The sequence below is a fragment of the Tenacibaculum maritimum NCIMB 2154 genome, assembly GCF_900119795.1.
Taxonomy (GTDB): domain Bacteria; phylum Bacteroidota; class Bacteroidia; order Flavobacteriales; family Flavobacteriaceae; genus Polaribacter; species Polaribacter maritimus.
The window spans coordinates 1,377,764-1,399,682 of sequence record NZ_LT634361.1; the positions used below are offsets into that span (position 1 = coordinate 1,377,764).

Here is a 21,919-nt window from a genome sequence, read left to right on the forward strand (position 1 = left end):
TTTTAAAGTGAAGGTTGGTTACCTATTAAAAATACTATAAATTTGTTACCCCCAAATTCCTGTTAAGAAATGTATACTAAAAGCGTAAAAATACTTTTAGGGCTGTTGTTTATAAGCTGTTTTAAATTAACAGCTCAGGAGCTGTTAAAACCCGAGTTTGTAGGGTTTAAACATGCTTGTGCAAAAGGTAGTTTTAATGATTTTAAAATAACGGTAGAAAAAACAGCTAGTTTTGGTGGTGATAATATCTTTTATATAGAATTGTCAAATGCAAATGGATTATTTAATGACCCTAATGATCCTTTGAAGAGTATAAAAACGATTCCTGGAGAAAACGGAGCAGGGCTATTGTCAACTTCTTTCCAAGTGCCTCCCGATACTTTTGGAAGGGGGTTTAAGTTAAGGATAAGATCCACTTCTCCTGAAAAATTTAGTCCTGAATCAGATGTCTTCCAAGCATATGATATGTTTCCAGGACCTACAATGGTACTTAATGATTTCAAGGACGCTGTTGTTTGTGAAGGAGGGAGTTACGAAATGAAGTTGAACACTACAAAAAAAGGATCTTATCAATGGTTTAAAGATAATGTATTCTTTGTAACGACTGAAGAACCTAAGTTAACAGTTACTGAGGAAGGGAGGTACCAAGCTAGGGTAGATTATGGAGCTTGTGGAAAAGTTCAGTCAACAGTTTCGTCATTAACGGTTGTTGATGCTTCACAATCAGAAATAAAAGGAGGAAGCCCAGTTCAAATATGTGCTAATGAAACACATGTTTTTGAAGCAACGGTAAAAAATGATACATATACATATACATGGTATAAGGATGGTCAGCAAGTGTCTTCTTCAAGTTCACATACTTATGAAACGCCTAGCACCAATCAATTTGGGACCTATTATTTAGAAGTAGGTGTTCAAGGTTGTGTTAGCAGATCTTCTAATGTTATTTTAGAACCCAAAACAGCAGCTAGTTTTGAGGTTACTACATCAGGGCCTCTGGAAACGTTACTTCTTCCTAATGAAACTAAAGAGTTGTGTATTTCGCATACAGCCCCCGCAACTGCAAAAATACAATGGTATAGGAATGGAAATTCATTGGCATCTAAAGAGCAGTTATGTATGAATGCTACAGAATCTGGTTGCTACTATGCAATTGTTACAGATGCTTCTTCAGATTGTTCTGTAGAAAAAAAGTCAGAAGAATATTGTTTAGTTGATGCAAAGTCATTTAAGCCAGTAATTCGCGCAGATCTAAACTATGAAGGTTGTAAATCTACTAAGGTAGAGTTGAGTATTGTAGGAGTTGATGGAGTAGGAGTTAATGATAAGGAGTATCCATTGTCCAAGGAACAAATAGACGTATTAGATAAGCAATGGTACAAAGACAATGAATTGATTGCAGGAGAAATAGAGGATAAGATTATTATTGATTCTTACGAGAAAAACGGTGCATATTCTTTAGAGGTTAGTAGTAGAGGGATACTAGGTAAGTCTAATGTTTTGAACGTATTGCTAACAATAGAAGATCCAGAAATAACTTCTTCCTCACTTTCAAATGCTTTGTGTGAGAATGATAAAATAACGTTAAAAGTAGCTCCTGTTGTAGCAGGCTTCACCTATGAATGGTTTAAGGATGGAGAGGATACACCTATCTCAGTAGCAGATCCATCAACGTTAGAAGTAGGTGAAGTAGGAGAATATGAATTGGTGGTTTCAGGATTTGGTTGCGAGAAAAGACTAGAAAAGATTAAGATAGTGAAGTTTGATGAAGGGGTTATCAATGTAACTCCCTCTGGAGTTATTGTAATGGATTCATCCGGTACTGTTATAGTTACCGCTAGTGGGGCTGACAGTTATGAGTGGTTTGATGATAAAAATAATTTATTATCAAGTACCGAAAAATTAGAAGTTAATAAGATAGGATTTTATATATTGCAGGCTCGTGTGGGAAACTGTTTGGTAACAAAAAAGATAGAGGTAGTGGAAGATGATGGAAAGAAAATTGTTCCTAATATAGTTTCTCCAACTAATGGGGATGGTATAAATGATACATGGGAAATTCCTAATAGATTCGCTTATCATACAAATGTACAGATACAAATTTATGACTCTAAAGGGAAAAAAGTATTGGAGACAGTTGATTACCAGAATGATTGGCCAACGGAAGATTTAGGAACTCAAAAGATTTTTTATTATCGAATTATAAAGGACGCTTTAGTAGTAAAGGCAGGTACCATTTCGGTTTTAGATTAATAAGTATTTATGAGAAAAAAGATTACTATATATGTAGCACTATTATTTGTTGTACTCGCAAAGACTCTAGTTAATGCGCAAAACTTTAATAGCTTTACATCACGTAACTTTATGAAAATGAATGGTTTCTTAACAGTGCCTACTTTTTCTATTTTGGGAGAAGATAAAACTACTGCTACAGCTATCGTAAGGAATAGCAACGTAGCGTTTGAAGACAATCCAAGATTGTATCTAGGTACTTATTCTGGTAAAATGAGAGAGCAGGTAGGGGCAGGAATAGCCATTTATCAAAGGGAGGTTGGGGTATTTAAAGACTTTGGAGCAGTTGCAAATTACGCACAAGGATTACGATTTAGTGATAAAGGAAATATAACTATTGGATTTAATTTTTTATATACAAGAAGGAGTGCAGATGGAGTGAAAGTAAACTCGGAGAAAGAAGATCCTTTGGTGGCTAATTTTCAGGATATTCCTATTGTTAACTTTCAGCCAGCGTTAACACTTTCTATGGGGAAAATAGCAATAGGAGTCTTTTTTGAAGATTTGTTAGATTATAATTTAAAGAAAAATGAGATGGCAACTTCTTTTTCTGATAAAACGTATTCTGCTCACGTTTTATATATCTATGATTTTGAAGGAAAGAAAGGATTGTTCGAAGGAGCTAGTGTACGTACTTTAGGAGTAGCAAGAAAATCAATAGATGGATTTGGTTTTGCTGGAAATCTTCTTTTAGATTTGCCCAAGATAGGTTGGTTGAGAGGAGGATACGATAAAGATAACGGGATTTCGGCAGGTTTAGGAGTTAATTTATCAGATAGATTATCGATTGGTTTTACTTACGAGAAAGGAAATATAGCTGCTACTAATGAAGTTGGTTTAACTTATACGTTTACAAAAACAAGAAGTTCTTCTAGAAGAGTAAAGAGAAGAGTTTCAGGAAATATAGAAATTACATTGCCAAAGAATACCTCACCTATTAAAAAAGAGCCAATATATGAAAATCCAGAACATTATGATTTATCAGATGAAATATTACGAACGCAAGATTCCATAGCAATTTTAAATGAAAAAGTTGAAGAAATACTTAAGTTACTTAAGAATCAACCTAAACAGGTGGAAGTTATTAGAGAAATAAAATCAGTACCTGTTGTAGTTAAAAATGAAGAAAAAGATACCTCGTTAAAAAGACGAAATAACACACCTTGGAGAGAAAAAATGGTTACAAGAGGAGGGGGTAGTGGAGGTACGATGTATTATATCGCTGTAGATCAATTTAGAAGTAAAGAAAATGCAGAGGCATTAGTTGATAGGTCTAAAAGGTTTAAGATAGAAGCTAAGTTAGTTCAAGATCCAAAAACGGAACTTTATTATGTATATATAGATAAATTTGCTAAAAAAGAAGATGCAGAAGAAAAAGTTGAAGAATTTAATGATAAAACAAGGATGCATGAGAACGACTCTTCTGATGACTTGGCAATTCAAATTAAAAAAACATATAAAGACCCCGTATATGTTGTTGAAATAACATTTGAAGATTCTGAGTCAGGGAGTTATAAGGAGCCAAAGAAGCAAGGTCCTGCAAAAGTAAGAAGAATGAAGAGAGAAGGAGATATGGAAGAAGGATACTATCTTGTAGTCAATGTTTTCTCAAAGAAGCCTTATGCAGATAAGTTTATAGATGAATTAAGAAGCGATAATATAGATGCTGATTATTTTATTAATCCTATAACAGGATATATGCATGCATACATATTCAAAACAAATGATAGAAGTGAAGTAATACGTTTGTATAAGAATAATTTAAACAATTCGTATTACGATACAAAGTCCATTATATATGTCAAATAAAAAAACATTAAGAATATAACACCCCCTTAAGAATGATAAAAAAAATACTAACCCTAATTGTTTTTTTTCAAGTTTTTGTTTCATTTTCTCAAGAGTTAGAAAAGGAAGAAAAAATTCCTTTGCAAGAACCTATTTCATCTCAAATTATAAAGGAAAGTTCATCGGCAGATAAGAGAGCGGATACGCCTTTTAGGCAAAGATTGGTTACGGGAGGAATCAACGTAAAAGGTAATATGACTTTTATTGGAAATAGTATTTTAAATAGAGATACTGATAAAACAGCACCAATAAGGACTTTATATAAGTTCAATGGAACAGGATATTACGTTTTTAATGGGGCAGATACAGCTAATGATCCATATAATTCTGATTTATTTTGGAATAATGGAGGACGTGCCGCTAATGTAAATAATGGAAATGTATATATGGATTATATTGATGTAGATGGTGACGTTTCTACATTTTCATCAAGTAAAGCTACATTAACATTACCAACTTGCTCTAGGATAGTATATGCAGGGCTATATTGGGCGGGAGTATATCCTTATGAAACATGGCAAAATGAAGAACCGAGAAGTATTGATAAAAATAAAATAAAGTTTAAAGTTCCAGGGGGAAACTATATTGATTTAATAGCAAATACTACAGATTCAAGTATTAGAGAACAAATTTATGATGATGGAGCTTTTAATCAAAAACCGTATGTTTATTATAAGGATGTTACTAATTTGGTAGATAAGGATAATCCAAATGGAGATTATTTTGCAGCAAACATTCGAGCTGTTAGAGGATTGGATCGAAATTATGGGCTGGGTGGAGCTGCTGGATGGGCCTTGATATTAATTTATGAAAATGAGGCAGAATCAAGTAAAAATATATCTTTGTTTGATGGTTTTGCTACTATAAATGGATCTAATAACGTAGATATATCTTATACAGGTTTTACTACTATTCCAGCAGGACCTGTAAGGGCTGAGCTTATTGTAGCCACATTGGAAGGAGATGGTTTTATTGATGGGGATCGGTTTCAAATAGAAGATAATAATGGGAATTTTATAGATATTTCGAATAGTAAAAATCCCGCGGATAATTTTTTTAATGGAAGTATTACTAAATATGGTAATTATGCAACAGGAAGAAATCCGAATAGTGAGAATACCTTAGGGTTTGATGTAGATCTTTTGACATTAAATAATCCTAGCAATAGTGTTATAGGTAATGGTGACACTTCCGCAAACGTAAGATTTACAACAGGAGGAGATGTATATTGGCCATTTTTAACAGCGATGTCTGTTGAAATTATAGAACCTAAGATCCAATTGGTGAAAACTATTGATGATGGTGCTGGAAATGATGTGGCGGGAACTCCTGTTGGTTTAGGAAGTGAATTGTGGTATGAGGTTAGTTTTCAAAATATAGGAACAGACAATGCACTAAATACGGAGATAGTAGATAGGCTTCCTAAAAATGTAGATTTGATAGAGGCTGATTTAGTTTTGCCTGACCCGAGAATTACCTACACTTATAAAGTGCCTGCGTTAGCTAATGGTTTTAGAGGAGAACTTCGTTTAAAGATACCAGATGATATGGTAGAAGAAGGAGGTATAAAACATTCTTTTAGATTTAAAGTAAAAGTAGTAACTGATTGTAATCAATTGAGAGACGTATGTTCTAATAAAATAGAAAATCAAGCTTATGCAAATTATGATAGTGATGAAGGAAATACGCCAAGAATAACTAATGACTTTAGTTTTTCAGGAGTAGATGCATGTAATTTGGGAGTTATAGGAACTTCTAATTTCTTAATAGATACAAGTGGATGTACTTTTGAAAGAGATGAAGTTTTATGTGGAAGCTCAATAACATTAACAGCAGGAGCAGGATTTCAAAGTTATGAATGGAAAGACCCTAACGGAAATGTAATAGGAACCAACCAAACTGTTACGGTAAGTGTACCAGGAACCTATACCGTTAACAAAATAGCACCAGTAGGATGTATTGATACTACCGAAAAGATTAACGTAATTCCTTATAATAATGAACCTAATCCCTTATTGCCTTTTATAGACAGAATGTTAACTTGCCCTAATGATTTATCTGGATTATCGAATGTTGCAGAGATTTATTTATGTGGTACAGGAAGTTCAAGAGCAATAAATTTACCTTTTACAGGTACTACGGCAACAACGGTAGAGTGGTTTAAGTTAGATGAAACATCGTGCCCTGATGCAGTTACAGGATGTGCTAATGTAAATACAGCTTGTACTTGGCAAAGTATAGGAACATCATTTTCAGAGACAATTGCAAATGAAGGTGAGTATAGAGTAGATGTGTTATATGATGGGAGATGCCCCACATCGTATTATTTCAATGTATTTAAAGCTACACTAAATCCAGATATTGTTAAAAAAGATATAATCTGTGGAAAGCAAGGAAGCATAACAGTTAACAATGTACCCAATGGATATGAGTATAAATTAACGGGACCTAACGGGTATTCAGTAGGTTTCCAGAATGGTAACTCATTTACAGTGTCAGATATTGGGGATTATAATTTAGAAATTAGAATACAGAACTCTAGTGCAGCTTCTTGTATTTATACTTATCCATCAATAAATATTCAGAATAAAAATATTGACATAAATCTAGGACAGTCCACTGTTTTATGTGCAACAGATCCAGTAGATTTAAGAGTGCAGGTAAGTAATGCGCCAGGAGAGTATACTTATGTATTAACAGAAGATGGAAATACAACCCCAATAGCAACTTTTGGTCCAACAACAGATAATGATTATACTTTTCAGGTAACAAATGCGGGAGATTATACAGTACAAGTAAGCACACCTGATTGTACGGGAACAGAATCTATTACAATCAATAAGCCGTTGCCGCTAACATTGACAGCTGCTAATACTAAGGAAATTACATGTAAAGATGGAACTTCAGATGGGCTTATAACATTAATATCTGGAGGAGGTACCATTACTGTGGGAGATACTTATAAATATGCAGTATGGACGGATAAGGGCACCGATTTGTATGCAAGTATTTCTGACATACCTTCAACAGCTTACTTTACTAATAATGTATATAATGTAGTTAATGGACAAGAAGGGATCTATCGATTTATAGTAGTAGATAGTAATAATTGTTATAAAGTATCGAATCCTATAGAAATTAAAGTAGAGCCAGAACTTACTTTTACTGCAAAACCAAAAGATGTTACCTGTAGTGGGCAAGCGGATGGTCAAATAGAAGTAAGCTTAAATGGAGGTGCTTTAGGATATTTGATAGAATATAAAGAAGAAAATGCAACAACTTGGAATACGTCGGGAGTTTTTACTGGACTTCCTGCAAATACATATACAATAGACGTAAGAGCTTCTAAGAATGGATACCAATGTCTGTATAAGATAGAAGGGATAGAAATAAAGGTCCCTAATCCGATCGTAAGTTCAGCGAGTAAAACCAAAGAATATACTTGTTTGGAAAATGGAGAAATTACTTTTGAAGAAGCTACAGGAGGAACAGCCCCTTATAGTTATGGAATCAATGGGGTTTATTCTTCAAATCGAGTAAAAGGAAATTTAACTCAAGGTACGTATGTATTAACTATAAGAGACGCTAATAATTGTACATTAACATTGGCAGACATTGTTATAGATCCATTGCCAATAGAACCAACGTTTAGTACAAATGTAGCCTATAATTGTGATGGAACAGGATCAGTAACTATTACTCCAGCAGGAGCAGGCTATAGTTATTTATTAGACGGAGTAGCTCAGGCTGATCCAATGAGTAATGTATTTACAAATGTAGCAGTAGGACTTCATACGATTCGTGTAGATTATGGAAGTTCATGTACGGTAGATATCTCAGTAAGGGTTTTAGCAGATAAAGAGTTCAGTGCAAAAGTAATAGCAACTACGAATAGTATTTGTAATAATTCAGATAATGGAACGATAACGGTTTTAGCAGAAGATTTTGTAGGAGGAGATTTTGAATATTCGATAGATGGAGGAGCTACTTGGTCAATGGCAGGCGATAATCCATATAAAATAGTAGGATTGCAAGATGGAGTTTACAATGTTTTTGTAAAGGAAGGAGCATGTGAAATTGATTTAGGAAATATCACAATTGAAGAGCCTCCAAAATTAGTTTTATCTGCGTCAATAGAAGAAGGAGCTAGTTGTTCAGGAACAGATACAGGAGCTACTATTAAAGCTACAGCGGTAGGAGGAACGCCACCATATACTTATAGTATAGATGGAGGAGCGACGTGGAATACTACTGGGGTATTCACAAATGTACCTCCAAGTGCTACAGAATATGAAATTAATGTAAGAGATAGTAGAAACTGTAATGAATGTGGATGTAGTATTGATCCATTTATTAATGGAGGTTTTGAAGATCCAGCTTCTTCAACATCAAGGCCAGATATTAGATTTATTTCTGAAGATAATTTTCCAGGATGGGATACTACAGCATCGGATAATATTATAGAAGTATGGTCAAACGGATATAACGGAGTGTTTGCTTCAGAAGGAAGTTCATTTGTAGAATTAAATGCGAATAGAGTTTCAACTTTATATCAAGAGTATTGTACGCAACCTGGAGATATAATATCTTGGTCTTTGGATCATAGAGGTAGGGCAGGAGTTGATGTGGCAGACGTAAGAATAGGAGGAAGTTTGACTACAGCAACAATTGTAGAAACAATGTCAGATGATAAAAATGCTTGGGGTAGTTATTCAGGAACATATACAGTTCCTGCTGGGCAATCAGTTACACTTGTATCATTTGAAGCTGTTTCTACAGCGTCAGGAAATAATACTATAGGTAATTTTATAGACAATGTTAATATACAAATAAACAAAGTCAGTTGTGTGCCGATTAAAATAAAAGTAGATCCGCCAGCAACTATAATTCATGATGCGAAAATAACGGAGTGTTATGATGGAAGCAATGGACAAATAGAGGTAAATGTTACACAAGGAGGTGGTAACTATCAGTTTAGGATAGATGGAGGTGCTTGGTTGGCTCCAACACCATCAACAGCAACAACTTATACGTTTACAGGATTAACACCAAAAACATATACGGTTGAAGTATTAGATGGTTTAGGATGTATATCAGCACCATCAACCCATGTTTTACATCCTGTTTTAAAAGCAAGTTCAGTATTAACCAATGTGACGTGTGATCCAGGAGAAATAGCAATAACAGGAGAAGGAGGAGATGGAAATTATGTTTATGCTGTTGTTCCAGTAGGAGACCCTACTTCAGGTTTTGTTGCAGGTAATACTTTCCCAATAGCAGTTGCAGGAAATTATGATGTTTATGTACGAGATAATAATGGAAATGCAAAATATTGTGAGTATAAAGAAACAGTAACGATTGGAGCAATAACAAGTCCAAAAGCTAGCTTAACTGCAGTTCAACCAAACTGTACAGGAAACACAGGAACTATTAATGTGTTCATATCAGAAGGAGCAGGACCTTACGAAGTAACATTGACGGGAGTTGCAACAGGAGTGACATCTACTGTGGGTCCTAGTGCAGCTACAACAGCTTCTTTTACAGGTTTATCTAGCGATACTTATGAAATAGAAGTGAAAGATGCGAATGGCTGTAAGAGTACAAAAGTATCGGAGGTAATAGCAGTTCCTGATCCAATTGTAAGCTCAGCGAGCAAAACCAAAGAATATACTTGTTTGGAAAATGGAGAGATCACATTTGTACAGGCAACAGGAGGAACAGCTCCTTATAGTTATGGGATACAGGATGGAGCTACAGGAATTATGCAATATAGTTCAAGTCGAACAAAAGGAGGCTTGACCGAAGGTGTTTATAAATTAGCAGTAAAGGATGCTAATAATTGTATATTGACGTTAGCAGATATTACAATTGATCCGTTACCAGTAGAGCCTACATTTAGTACCGGTATAGTTTATAATTGTGATGGAACAGGAACTATTACAGTTACGCCAACAGGAGCAGGATATAGCTATTTACTAGATGGAGTTGCTCAAGCAGATCCAGCGAGCAATGTATTTGCAAATGTAGCAGTTGGACTTCATACGATTCGTGTAGATTATGGAAGTTCATGTACTATAGATGTTTCAGCAACAGTTTTAGCAAACCAGGAATTTACAGCGAAGGTTGATTCAAATACGGATAATCGTTGTAATGGTTCAGATGATGGAACAATAACCTTAATAGCGAGTAATTACGGAACATCTTACGAATATAGTATAGACGGAGGAGGAACTTGGGCTACGGCAACAACAAGTCCTTTTGTAATAGATCCTGTAGCAGAGGGTACCCATGCAGTTCAGGTGAGAACTACCTTAGGAACTACTTGTGTCCTTCCTTTAGGAGATGTAACAATATCAGAGCCAGCTCCAGTAGTAACGTCTGCAACAATTGAGCAAATAGCAGATTGTAGAGGAACAGGAGCAACGATACAAGCGGTATCAACAGGAGGAACACCACCGTATGAGTATAGTATAGATGGAGGAGCTACTTGGAATATAACAGGAGAATTTAGCAATGTAGTAGCAAGTGTAACTCCTTATACAATTCAATCAAAGGATAGTAAAGGATGTGTATCAGTTACCAATGCAACAATCACGGTAACAGCACCTCCAGGAGTGGTTCATGATGCAGAAATAACGGAATGTTATGATGGAAATAATGGACAAATAGTGGTAAATGTTACACAAGGAAATGGCAATTACCAATTTAGAATAGATGGAGGTGCTTGGTTAGCTCCAACACCATCAACAGCAACAACTTATACATTTACAGGATTAACACCAAAAACATATACGGTTGAAGTATTAGATGGTTTAGGATGTATATCAGCACCATCAACCCATGTTTTACATCCTGTTTTAAAAGCAAGTTCAGTATTAACTAATGTGACGTGTGATCCAGGAGAAATAGCAATAACAGGAGAAGGAGGAGATGGAAATTATGTTTATGCGGTTGTTCCAGTAGGAGACCCTACTTCAGGTTTTGTTGCAGGTAATACTTTCCCAATAGCAGTTGCAGGAGATTATGATGTTTATGTACGAGATAATAATGGAAATGCAAAATATTGTGAGTATAAAGAAACAGTAACGATTGGAGCAATAACAAGTCCAAAAGCTAGCTTAACTGCAGTTCAACCAAACTGTACAGGAAATACAGGAACTATTAATGTATTCATATCAGAAGGAGCAGGACCTTACGAAGTAACATTGACGGGAGTTGCAACAGGAGTGACATCTACCGTGGGGCCTAGTGCAGCTACAACAGCTTCTTTTACAGGTTTATCTAGCGATACTTATGAAATAGAAGTGAAAGATGCGAATGGCTGTAAGAGTACAAAAGTATCGGAGGTAATAGCAGTTCCTGATCCAATTGTAAGCTCAGCGAGCAAAACCAAAGAATATACTTGTTTGGAAAATGGAGAGATCACATTTGTACAGGCAACAGGAGGAACAGCTCCTTATAGTTATGGAATACAGGATGGAGCTACAGGAATTATGCAATATAGTTCAAGCCTAACAAAAGGAGGCTTGACCGAAGGTGTTTATAAATTGGCAGTAAGGGATGCTAATAATTGTATATTGACGTTAGCAGATATTACAATTGATCCGTTACCAGTAGAGCCTACATTTAGTACCGGTATAGTTTATAATTGTGATGGAACAGGAACTATTACAGTTACGCCAAAAGGAGCAGGATATAGCTATTTACTAGATGGAGTTGCTCAAGCAGATCCAGCGAGCAATGTATTTGCGAATGTAGCAGTTGGACTTCATACGATTCGTGTAGATTATGGAAGTTCATGTACTATAGATGTTTCAGCAACAGTTTTAGCAAACCAGGAATTTACAGCGAAGGTTGATTCAAATACGGATAATCGTTGTAATGGTTCAGATGATGGAACAATAACCTTAATAGCGAGTAATTACGGAACATCTTACGAATATAGTATAGACGGAGGAGGAACTTGGGCTACGGCAACAACAAGTCCTTTTGTAATAGATCCTGTAGCAGAGGGTACCCATGCAGTTCAGGTGAGAACTACTCTAGGAACTACTTGTGTACTTCCTTTAGGAGATGTAACAATATCAGAGCCAGCTCCAGTAGTAACGTCTGCAACAATTGAGCAAATAGCAGATTGTAGAGGAACAGGAGCAACGATACAAGCGGTATCAACAGGAGGAACACCGCCGTATGAGTATAGTATAGATGGAGGAGCTACTTGGAATATAACAGGAAAATTTAGCAATGTAGTAGCAAGTGTAACTCCTTATACAATTCAATCAAAGGATAGTAAAGGATGTGTATCAGTTACCAATGCAACAATCACAGTAACAGCACCTCCAGGAGTGGTTCATGATGCAGAAATAACGGAATGTTATGATGGAAATAATGGACAAATAGTGGTAAATGTTACACAAGGAAATGGCAATTACCAATTTAGAATAGATGGAGGTCCATGGCAGACTCCAACACCATCAACAGCAACAACTTATACATTTACAGGTTTAGGACCAAAAACATATACGGTTGAAGTATTAGATGGTTTGGGTTGTAAGTCATTACCCTCAACACATTCGCTAGATACAGAAATAGCAGTTAGTGCAACTAAAAAAGAATTGAGTTGTAATCCGGGAGAAATTACAGTTTCAGGATTAGGAGGAGATGGAAATTATGTTTATACAGTAGTTCCAGTAGGAGATCCTGCAACAGGTTTTTCAACAACAACTGTTTATCCTATTTCAGTAGTAGGGGATTATGATGTTTATGTACGAGATAATAATGGAAGTGTAGGGTACTGTGAGGATGTTACTACTTTAACGATAACACAAATAACGAATCCAAAAGTTTCTTTATCAGATAACTCTCCTAGGTGTTTTGGCGAAACAGGAACAGTTACCGTTGCAATTCAAAATGGATTATCTCCATATAAAATAGAGGTAGTAGGAGCTTTAGGTTATACGAATACAGTAACTTCTTTTACGGGAACAAATAAGACTTATTCAGGTCTTGTAGCAGATGCCTATACAGTAACGATAACTGATGCCAATGGATGTATTGTAACAGACACTATTAATTTGATTCAATTTCCAGAATTGAATCCGACAACGTTAGGAGTTGTACCTCCAGGAGTATGTGTGAATTATGAATTAGATAATAGTGGGTTTGGTTTTGACTTTACAAATTTACCAACAGTTTCAGCACCATATTCTATAGAATATAGTAAAGATAATGGAACCTCTTGGCAAGTAAGTCCTATTTTTAGGTCAATGAACCCAGGAACAGAGATCAACCCTGCTATTCGAATTATAGATGGAACAGGGACGCAAGTTTGTATAAATTATTTAGATCGATTTGAAACTCCTTTCAATGTAAAAGGATTGATTGTAAATCCTGTTTCAGGAGGAGGAAGCTGTTTATCTGGTTTTAATGTAACGGTAGAAGCAATAGGAGGAGTTGGTCCTTTTGAATTTGCTATCAATGCACCCACAGGATGGTTTGCTCCAGATGCTGCAGGTCCTGGGGATCCAGATAGAACAAAAACATTTTCAGGTTTGGTTCCAGGAAGAACGTATGAATTTTTTGTTAGAGATACATCAACTGGATGTATAGAACAAAATACAGAAGATATATATGCTATTTATACCCCTTCAGTGGGAATAGAAGGTGTAGTAGATAATATGTCCTGTTCCGGAGCCAATTCAGGAAAAATAACATTTACATTAGATAATACATCAGGTGATTTATCAGATCCTTTTGATTACACATTATACAAAAGAGATCCATCTAATACGGGAATAGCTGTTCCTGCTTATACTGGAATTAACCAGTCTGGTTTTGCTCCTATAGTAGTAGCTGGATTGTCTCCAGGGGAGTATTACTTAGAATTAACTGGAGCAACAGGGTGCTTATGGGCAAGCAAAGATATATTAATAGAAGAAGGCACTCCTATACAAGGATCGGTTGTAAAGGCAAATGATATTACTTGTAGTACAGCCGGAGTTGTAAATATAGAAAATGTAATAGGAGGTTTTGGAGGATATGATTATACTTTAACAGTTACTAACGCAACGGGAATAACTTCTCCAACAGGAGGAGCTACGAGTATCCCTATATCGTATGTAAATGTTACAGATCCTACTCAGCCAGTAAATGTAGCTGTAGAAGTAGTTGACTCTAATGGGTGTTCTCAAAATATAGGAAATGTTGACTTGGTAGTTAGCCAATTACCGGTTATTGACGCAATTGCAGTAAGTACTTGCGATGTAAATAAAACAATAACAGTTACAGGTACAAATGGTTTAGCTCCTTACTTATACTCTATAGATAATGGGGTAACATATAAGAGAATTGGATTGTTCGAGAATTTGGTAGTTGGAACAACATATACAATAAAAATAAAAGATGCTAATGGTTGTGAAAGCACAACTCAAACAAGAACAATTCACCCTTCTCTAGATTTTAATGCTACTATAGTTAAAAATTTAGATTGTACTTTAACTCCGAATGCAACTATTCAATTAGATGTTTTATCAGGAACAAATAATTATAGTTATATTGTTGAAACAAGTGCAGGAGCGAATGTTATTCCTGTAACGACATTTACTACTGCTGTAACGACTTTTAGTATTTCTGCAGTGGGAGATTATAAGGTAACGTTAACAGATGTAACTTCAGGTTGTTCTAAAGTAAAAGAATTTACTGTTAAAGATAGCATCAAACCTATTTTCACATATGATAAGGAAGATAGCGTTTGTAATGGGTCAAATTCAGGAATTATCCGATTAACAGCGCAAGATAATGGTATTGTGCCATTACGTTATACAATTTCACCAGATCCAAATGGAGTAGGAGCTATCACAACGAATGTATTTGAAAAGTTACCACCTGCTACTTATGTTGTTACAGCAGAAGGAAGTAATGGCTGTACTACAACATCAGGTAATATAGTGATAGATGAGTTAACAGCAATTGATATTCCAGCAGGAGCATTAAAAGTAACAGAGTTTGGTTGTACTACTGGTAATGTTACTAATAGTGCTACTATCAGTATTGATGCGAGTTTAATCACAGGAGGAAGTGGAATTTATGAGCAAGTTGAATTTATAGATACAAAAGGAACAGCTACTACAGCAGATGATGTGGTTTTACAAAAAGGATCAAGTTATAGCTATACATCAACAGCAGAATCAGGAGGAGATTATTTGATCACTATTTATGATGATAAGGGATGTTCAGAAAGTATTGCAGCAAGCATAGCTCCTTTTGCAAAACTATTAACAACCAAGGTGGTTGTAGATAAGAAAATAGACTGTAACACAGGAGAGGATATCACTGTAACTTATACATCAAGCACGCCAGTATTAGCTCCAGCAACAGTGAGTTATATGGTAACAGGTACTAAAGGTTATACGGCAACAAATACAACTGGAGTGTTTACAGGTTTGGTAACAGATACTTATACAGTAACGGTAACTAATACAGGAACCAACTGTGTTCTAACAAGTTCGCACCAAGTTTTAGAGGAGCCAAAATTTGTATTGGATATCAATAAGTTGAGCAATGTAAATTGTTTAGGATCTAATACAGGGGAGTTGTCTTTTGAGTTTAGTTCAAGCACACCATATGTAGGTAACTATGATTATGAGATTTTTGATCAAGGTGGCACTTTAGTAAGGCCTAAAGTATTAGGAGTTAATGGATTGGTAACAGTAACAGGGTTAAGTTCAGGAAGTTATTATGTAGTAGCCACAATGGTAGGTTCACCATTCTGTCCAGTAAAATCAGCAACAATAGAAATAGAAGAACCTGATGCAGCACTAAACTTTACAACAAGTGTAAAAGCGGTAAGTTGTAAAGATGGAGCTAATGGAATCATTACTGTAAATCCAGTAGGAGGATGGGGAAGTTACCAGTATGAATTATCGGATGCATTAGGAACGACTGTAATAAAGGCATACAATCCAACAAATATATTCAAAGATTTAAGCCCTAATACTTATACAGTACGTGTAAAAGATATTAATGGATGTGTTGTTAGTAAAACAGAAACATTAGTTAATCCAGATGAAATCACTTTTAATTTGGTAAAAGATGATAATGTTTGTACAGCTACTAGTGGGGGAAGTATAACCGTTACAGCTGTTGGAGGAACAGGTAACTATACTTATATTTTAGTAGATGGATCAGGAATAGAGATAAGAAACCAAACAACGAATGTTTTCGCAAGTTTAGGATCAGGAACTTACACCGTTAATGTAAAAGATTCTAACAATTGTTCTGCGGTATCGACTCAGAATATAACGTTGCATCCAAATCTAGAATTTACAGTAACAGAAACGAAGAAGATTGATTGTACGGTAAGTCCATCAGGAATAGTATCAGTATCAATATTATCAGGTTCTGGAAATTATGAGTACGAAGTATTGAATAGTTTAGGAGGATCTGTTGTAGCAAGAGTTGCAATAGTAGGAACTACGGTAACATTTAATACAGTGGCAAAAGATATCTATACAATTAATGTATATGATGTAGGAGCTACCCCGAACTGCTCTATCACAAAAAAGATTGATATAGATGATAGCATCAAACCTATTTTCACATATGATAAGGAAGATAGCGTTTGTAATGGGTCAAATTCAGGAATTATCCGATTAACAGCGCAAGATAATGGTATTGTGCCATTGCGTTATACAATTTCACCAGATCCAAATGGAGTAGGAGCTATCACAACGAATGTATTTGAAAAGTTACCACCTGCTACTTATGTTGTTACAGCAGAAGGAAGTAATGGCTGTACTACAGCATCAGGTAATATAGTGATAGATGAATTAACAGCAATTGATATTCCAGCAGGAGCATTAAAAGTAACAGAGTTTGGTTGTACTACTGGTAATGTTACTAATAGTGCTACTATCAGTATTGATGCGAGTTTAATCACAGGAGGAAGTGGAATTTATGAGCAAGTTGAATTTATAGATACAAAAGGAACAGCTACTACAGCAGATGATGTGGTTTTACAAAAAGGATCAAGTTATAGCTATACATCAACGGCAGAATCAGGAGGAGATTATTTGATCACTATTTATGATGATAAGGGATGTTCAGAAAGTATTGCAGCAAGCATAGCTCCTTTTGCAAAATTATTAACAACAAAGGTGGTTGTAGATAAGAAAATAGACTGTAACACAGGAGAGGATATCACTGTAACTTATACATCAAGCACGCCAGTATTAGCTCCAGCAACAGTGAGTTATATGGTAACAGGTACTAAAGGTTATACGGCAACAAATACAACTGGAGTGTTTACAGGTTTGGTAACAGATACTTATACAGTAACGGTAACTAATACAGGAACCAACTGTGTTCTAACAAGTTCTCACCAAGTTTTAGAGGAGCCAAAATTTGTATTGGATATCAATAAGTTGAGCAATGTAAATTGTTTAGGATCTAATACAGGGGAGTTGTCTTTTGAGTTTAGTTCAAGCACACCATATGTAGGTAACTATGATTATGAGATTTTTGATCAAGGTGGCACTTTAGTAAGGCCTAAAGTATTAGGAGTTAATGGATTGGTAACAGTAACAGGATTAAGTTCAGGAAGTTATTATATAGTAGCCACAATGGTAGGCTCACCATTCTGCCCAGTAAAATCAGCAACAATAGAAATAGAAGAACCTGATGCAGCACTAAACTTTACAACAAGTGTAAAAGCGGTAAGTTGTAAAGATGGAGCTAATGGAATCATTACTGTAAATCCAGTAGGAGGATGGGGAAGTTACCAGTATGAATTATCGGATGCATTAGGAACGACTGTAATAAAGGCATACAATCCAACAAATATATTCAAAGATTTAAGCCCTAATACTTATACAGTACGTGTAAAAGATATTAACGGATGTGTTGTTAGTAAAACAGAAACATTAGTTAATCCAGATGAAATCACTTTTAATTTGGTAAAAGATGATAATGTTTGTACAGCTACTAGCGGGGGAAGTATAACCGTTACAGCTGTTGGAGGAACAGGTAACTATACTTATATTTTAGTAGATGGATCGGGAACAGAGATAAGAAACCAAACAACGAATGTTTTCGCAAGTTTAGGATCAGGAACTTACACCGTTAATGTAAAAGATTCTAACAATTGTTCTGCGGTATCGACTCAGAATATAACGTTGCATCCAAATCTAGAATTTACAGTAACAGAAACGAAGAAGATTGATTGTACGGTAAGTCCATCAGGAATAGTATCAGTATCAATATTATCAGGTTCTGGAAATTATGAGTACGAAGTATTGAATAGTTTAGGAGGATCTGTTGTAGCAAGAGTTGCAATAGTAGGAACTACGGTAACATTTAATACAGTGGCAAAAGATATCTATACAATTAATGTATATGATGTAGGAGCTACCCCGAACTGCTCTATCACAAAAAAAATTGATATAGATGATAGCATCAAACCTATTTTTACATATGATAAGGAAGATAGCGTTTGTAATGGGTCAAATTCAGGAATTATCCGATTGACAGCGCAAGATAATGGTATTGTGCCATTGCGTTATACAATTTCACCAGATCCAAATGGAGTAGGAGCTATCACAACGAATGTATTTGAAAAGTTACCACCTGCTACTTATGTTGTTACAGCAGAAGGAAGTAATGGCTGTACTACAACATCAGGTAATATAGTGATAGATGAGTTAACAGCAATTGATATTCCAGCAGGAGCATTAAAAGTAACAGAGTTTGGTTGTACTACTGGTAATGTTACTAATAGTGCTACTATCAGTATTGATGCGAGTTTAATCACAGGAGGAAGTGGAACTTATAAGCAAGTTGAATTTATAGATACAAAAGGAACAGCTACTACAGCAGATGATGTGTCTTTACAAAAAGGTTCAAGTTTTAGCTATACATCAACAGCAGAATCAGGAGGAGATTATTTGATCACTATTTATGATGATAAGGGATGTTCAGAAAGTATTGCAGCAAGCATAGCTCCTTTTGCAAAACTATTAACAACCAAGGTGGTTGTAGATAAGAAAATAGACTGTAACACAGGAGAGGATATCACTGTAACTTATACATCAAGCACGCCAGTATTAGCTCCAGCAACAGTGAGTTATATGGTAACAGGTACTAAAGGTTATACGGCAACAAATACAACTGGAGTGTTTACAGGTTTGGTAACAGATACTTATACAGTAACGGTAACTAATACAGGAACCAACTGTGTTTTAACAAGTTCGCACCAAGTTTTAGAGGAGCCAAAATTTGTATTGGATATCAATAAGTTGAGCAATGTAAATTGTTTAGGATCTAATACAGGGGAGTTGTCTTTTGAGTTTAGTTCAAGCACACCATATGTAGGTAACTATGATTATGAGATTTTTGATCAAGGTGGCACTTTAGTAAGGCCTAAAGTATTAGGAGTTAATGGATTGGTAACAGTAACAGGATTAAGTTCAGGAAGTTATTATGTAGTAGCCACAATGGTAGGTTCACCATTCTGTCCAGTACAATCAGCAACAATAGAAATAGAAGAACCTGATGCAGCTTTAAAAATAACAACAACTCCTACTTTGATAAGTTGTATAGCTTCAAATACAGGAGAAGTAGTAATATCAGCAGAAGGAGGCTGGGGAGGTTATCAATATCAGTTGTTGAATACAACAACAGGTGTTACTCATCAGAATTTTGCTACAAATGGAACGATTATAGGGTTGAATGCAGGGGTGTATGTAGCAAGTGTTAGAGATGCAAATGGCTGTATAGTTACAGATACATTCACTTTAAATGCACCAGACCCAATAGCAGAAACGCATTCTGTTATAACAAATGTATGTGATGGGGAATCTACAGCTACAATTACAATAGATACTGTTTCTGGAGGGCAAGGTATTTCACCTACTTACACTTATATTTTAGTATATCCAGATGGTAGTCAATCGGCTAGTCAGTCTTCGAACCAATTTACAGGATTGCCAGAAGGAGATTACTCAGTAATTATAACAGATGATTATTCATGTACTTATACAACGCCTACAATAAAAGTCATTGATCCAGATAAGGTAGTTGCATCGGCAGGAATAACAGGAAATATAACTTGTAGAGACCCTCAAGCTACTATTACAGTAACTGGTACAGGAGGAACAGCTCCATATATGTATAGTAATGATGGAATTAATTTTGTAGCTTCTAATGTATTTAGAGTAGATGCTGGGCAACATAAATATTATGTGAGAGATAGCAAAATGTGTGTATCGGAAGCGTTCTTTGTTACAGTGGCAGCATTGGAAGAGTTAGAAGCTGAATTAGATACAACTTCAGCTACTGTAACATGTAACGGAGAAGCTAATGCAGTTCTTTCGGCGATAGCAAAAGGAGGATTCGGAAGTTATGAGTATGAGTTATTAGATGCAGCTGACCCAACAAATCTAGTGGTAGTGAGGCCTAATCAAACATCAAAAGTGTTTAGAAATTTAGGACCTGGAACATACAAAATAAGGGTAACAAGTGGAGATTGTGTAACTTTAACGGAAGCGTATGAAATTAAAGAGCCTGATGCACTAGAAGTAACGGGGAATAAAACTGATATAACTTGTACTGGTGAAAAAGATGGTACCATTACGGTAAACGCAGTGGGAGGTACAGGAGCTTATATATATGCTTTAAGTACGGATCCTAGAAAATTCCAAAAGGAAAATACGTTCTCTAGTTTACCTGCGGGAACATATACCGTAACAGTTAAGGATGAGAGAGGATGTTTTAATACTATAGATTTTGAGATAGAAAGTCCTGACCCATTAATTGTTTCGCCTACAGCGTTGATTACGCAACAGGTTTGTATAGAAGATGCAACACCTACCTTTACAATTGAGGTAGAAGGAGGTAGAGCACCTTATTTTACTAGCATTGATGGAGGTCAAACCTTCAACCAAGGAAAATTGACATACGGAGCAGCAGATGGAATTGTTGGAGGAAAGACATATTTAGTTTATGTGAAAGATAGTAGTGGGTGTACTCCAGCTAAACCAGTTACTGTAGTAACAACAAAACCCGTAGATTTAAATTTATCTGTAAATACAGTTTATGAATGTGATGGAGTAACAATAACAGCAACTGTGAATGATGAGTATAAAAATCAAGTAGTTTATTTGTTACAAGGAAATACAACGTTAACTAATGATACAGGAGTTTTTGAAAATGTATTAGCCGGTCAAAATTATACAGTAACAGTAGAGCATGCACTTACAGGATGTAAAAACTTAAGTAGCCCATTTGAGGTAGAGGACATAAAACCATTAGGAATGACGATTGATGATTCTGAAAAGAATATATTAAGAGCCAATGGTGTAGATGGTAGGCCTCCTTATCTTTATAGTATTGATGGAAGTAATTTTGATGCTAATAATGAATTTGTAATTACGCAAACAAGAGATTATACTATTACAGTAAGAGATGATAGAGGTTGTGAGTTTGTACTGACAGTTGCGGGCGAATACATAACTATTGATGTGCCTAATTTATTTACCCCTGATGGAGATGGTAATAATGATTATTGGTATCCTAATGAAGTGGAAAGCTATCATGATATAGAAGTGTTTATTTATGATAGATATGCCCGTAAAATAACAAGCTTTAAAGGAGATCATCAAGGTTGGGATGGAACCTATCAAGGAAGACATTTACCTTCAGGAGATTATTGGTACGCTATTTATTATAAAGAGCTTTCTGGTCAAAAAAAGAAATTAATGGGTCACTTTACACTATATAGATAATT

3 protein-coding genes are annotated in these 21,919 nt (G+C 35.5%); all 3 read left to right on the plus strand.

Going from position 1 to position 21,919, the window contains the following annotated elements; all coding sequences use genetic code 11:
* Positions 1-69 precede the first annotated feature (69 nt).
* The 3 genes from MARIT_RS06335 to MARIT_RS06345 are packed head-to-tail and all read left to right on the plus strand — an operon-like array spanning position 70 to position 21,917.
* Positions 70-2,253 (plus strand): Ig-like domain-containing protein, encoded by a 2,184-nt coding sequence (locus tag MARIT_RS06335; RefSeq protein WP_100211074.1) that lies wholly within the window; start codon positions 70-72, stop codon positions 2,251-2,253.
* Between the two features lie 9 nt (positions 2,254-2,262).
* A complete protein-coding gene (locus MARIT_RS06340) occupies positions 2,263-4,101 on the plus strand; it encodes a PorP/SprF family type IX secretion system membrane protein (protein ID WP_100211075.1) in 1,839 nt (612 codons plus the stop codon).
* Positions 4,102-4,133: 32 nt separating this feature from the next.
* Positions 4,134-21,917 (plus strand): T9SS type B sorting domain-containing protein, encoded by a 17,784-nt coding sequence (locus MARIT_RS06345; protein ID WP_100211076.1) that lies wholly within the window; start codon positions 4,134-4,136, stop codon positions 21,915-21,917.
* Positions 21,918-21,919: the final 2 nt, after the last annotated feature.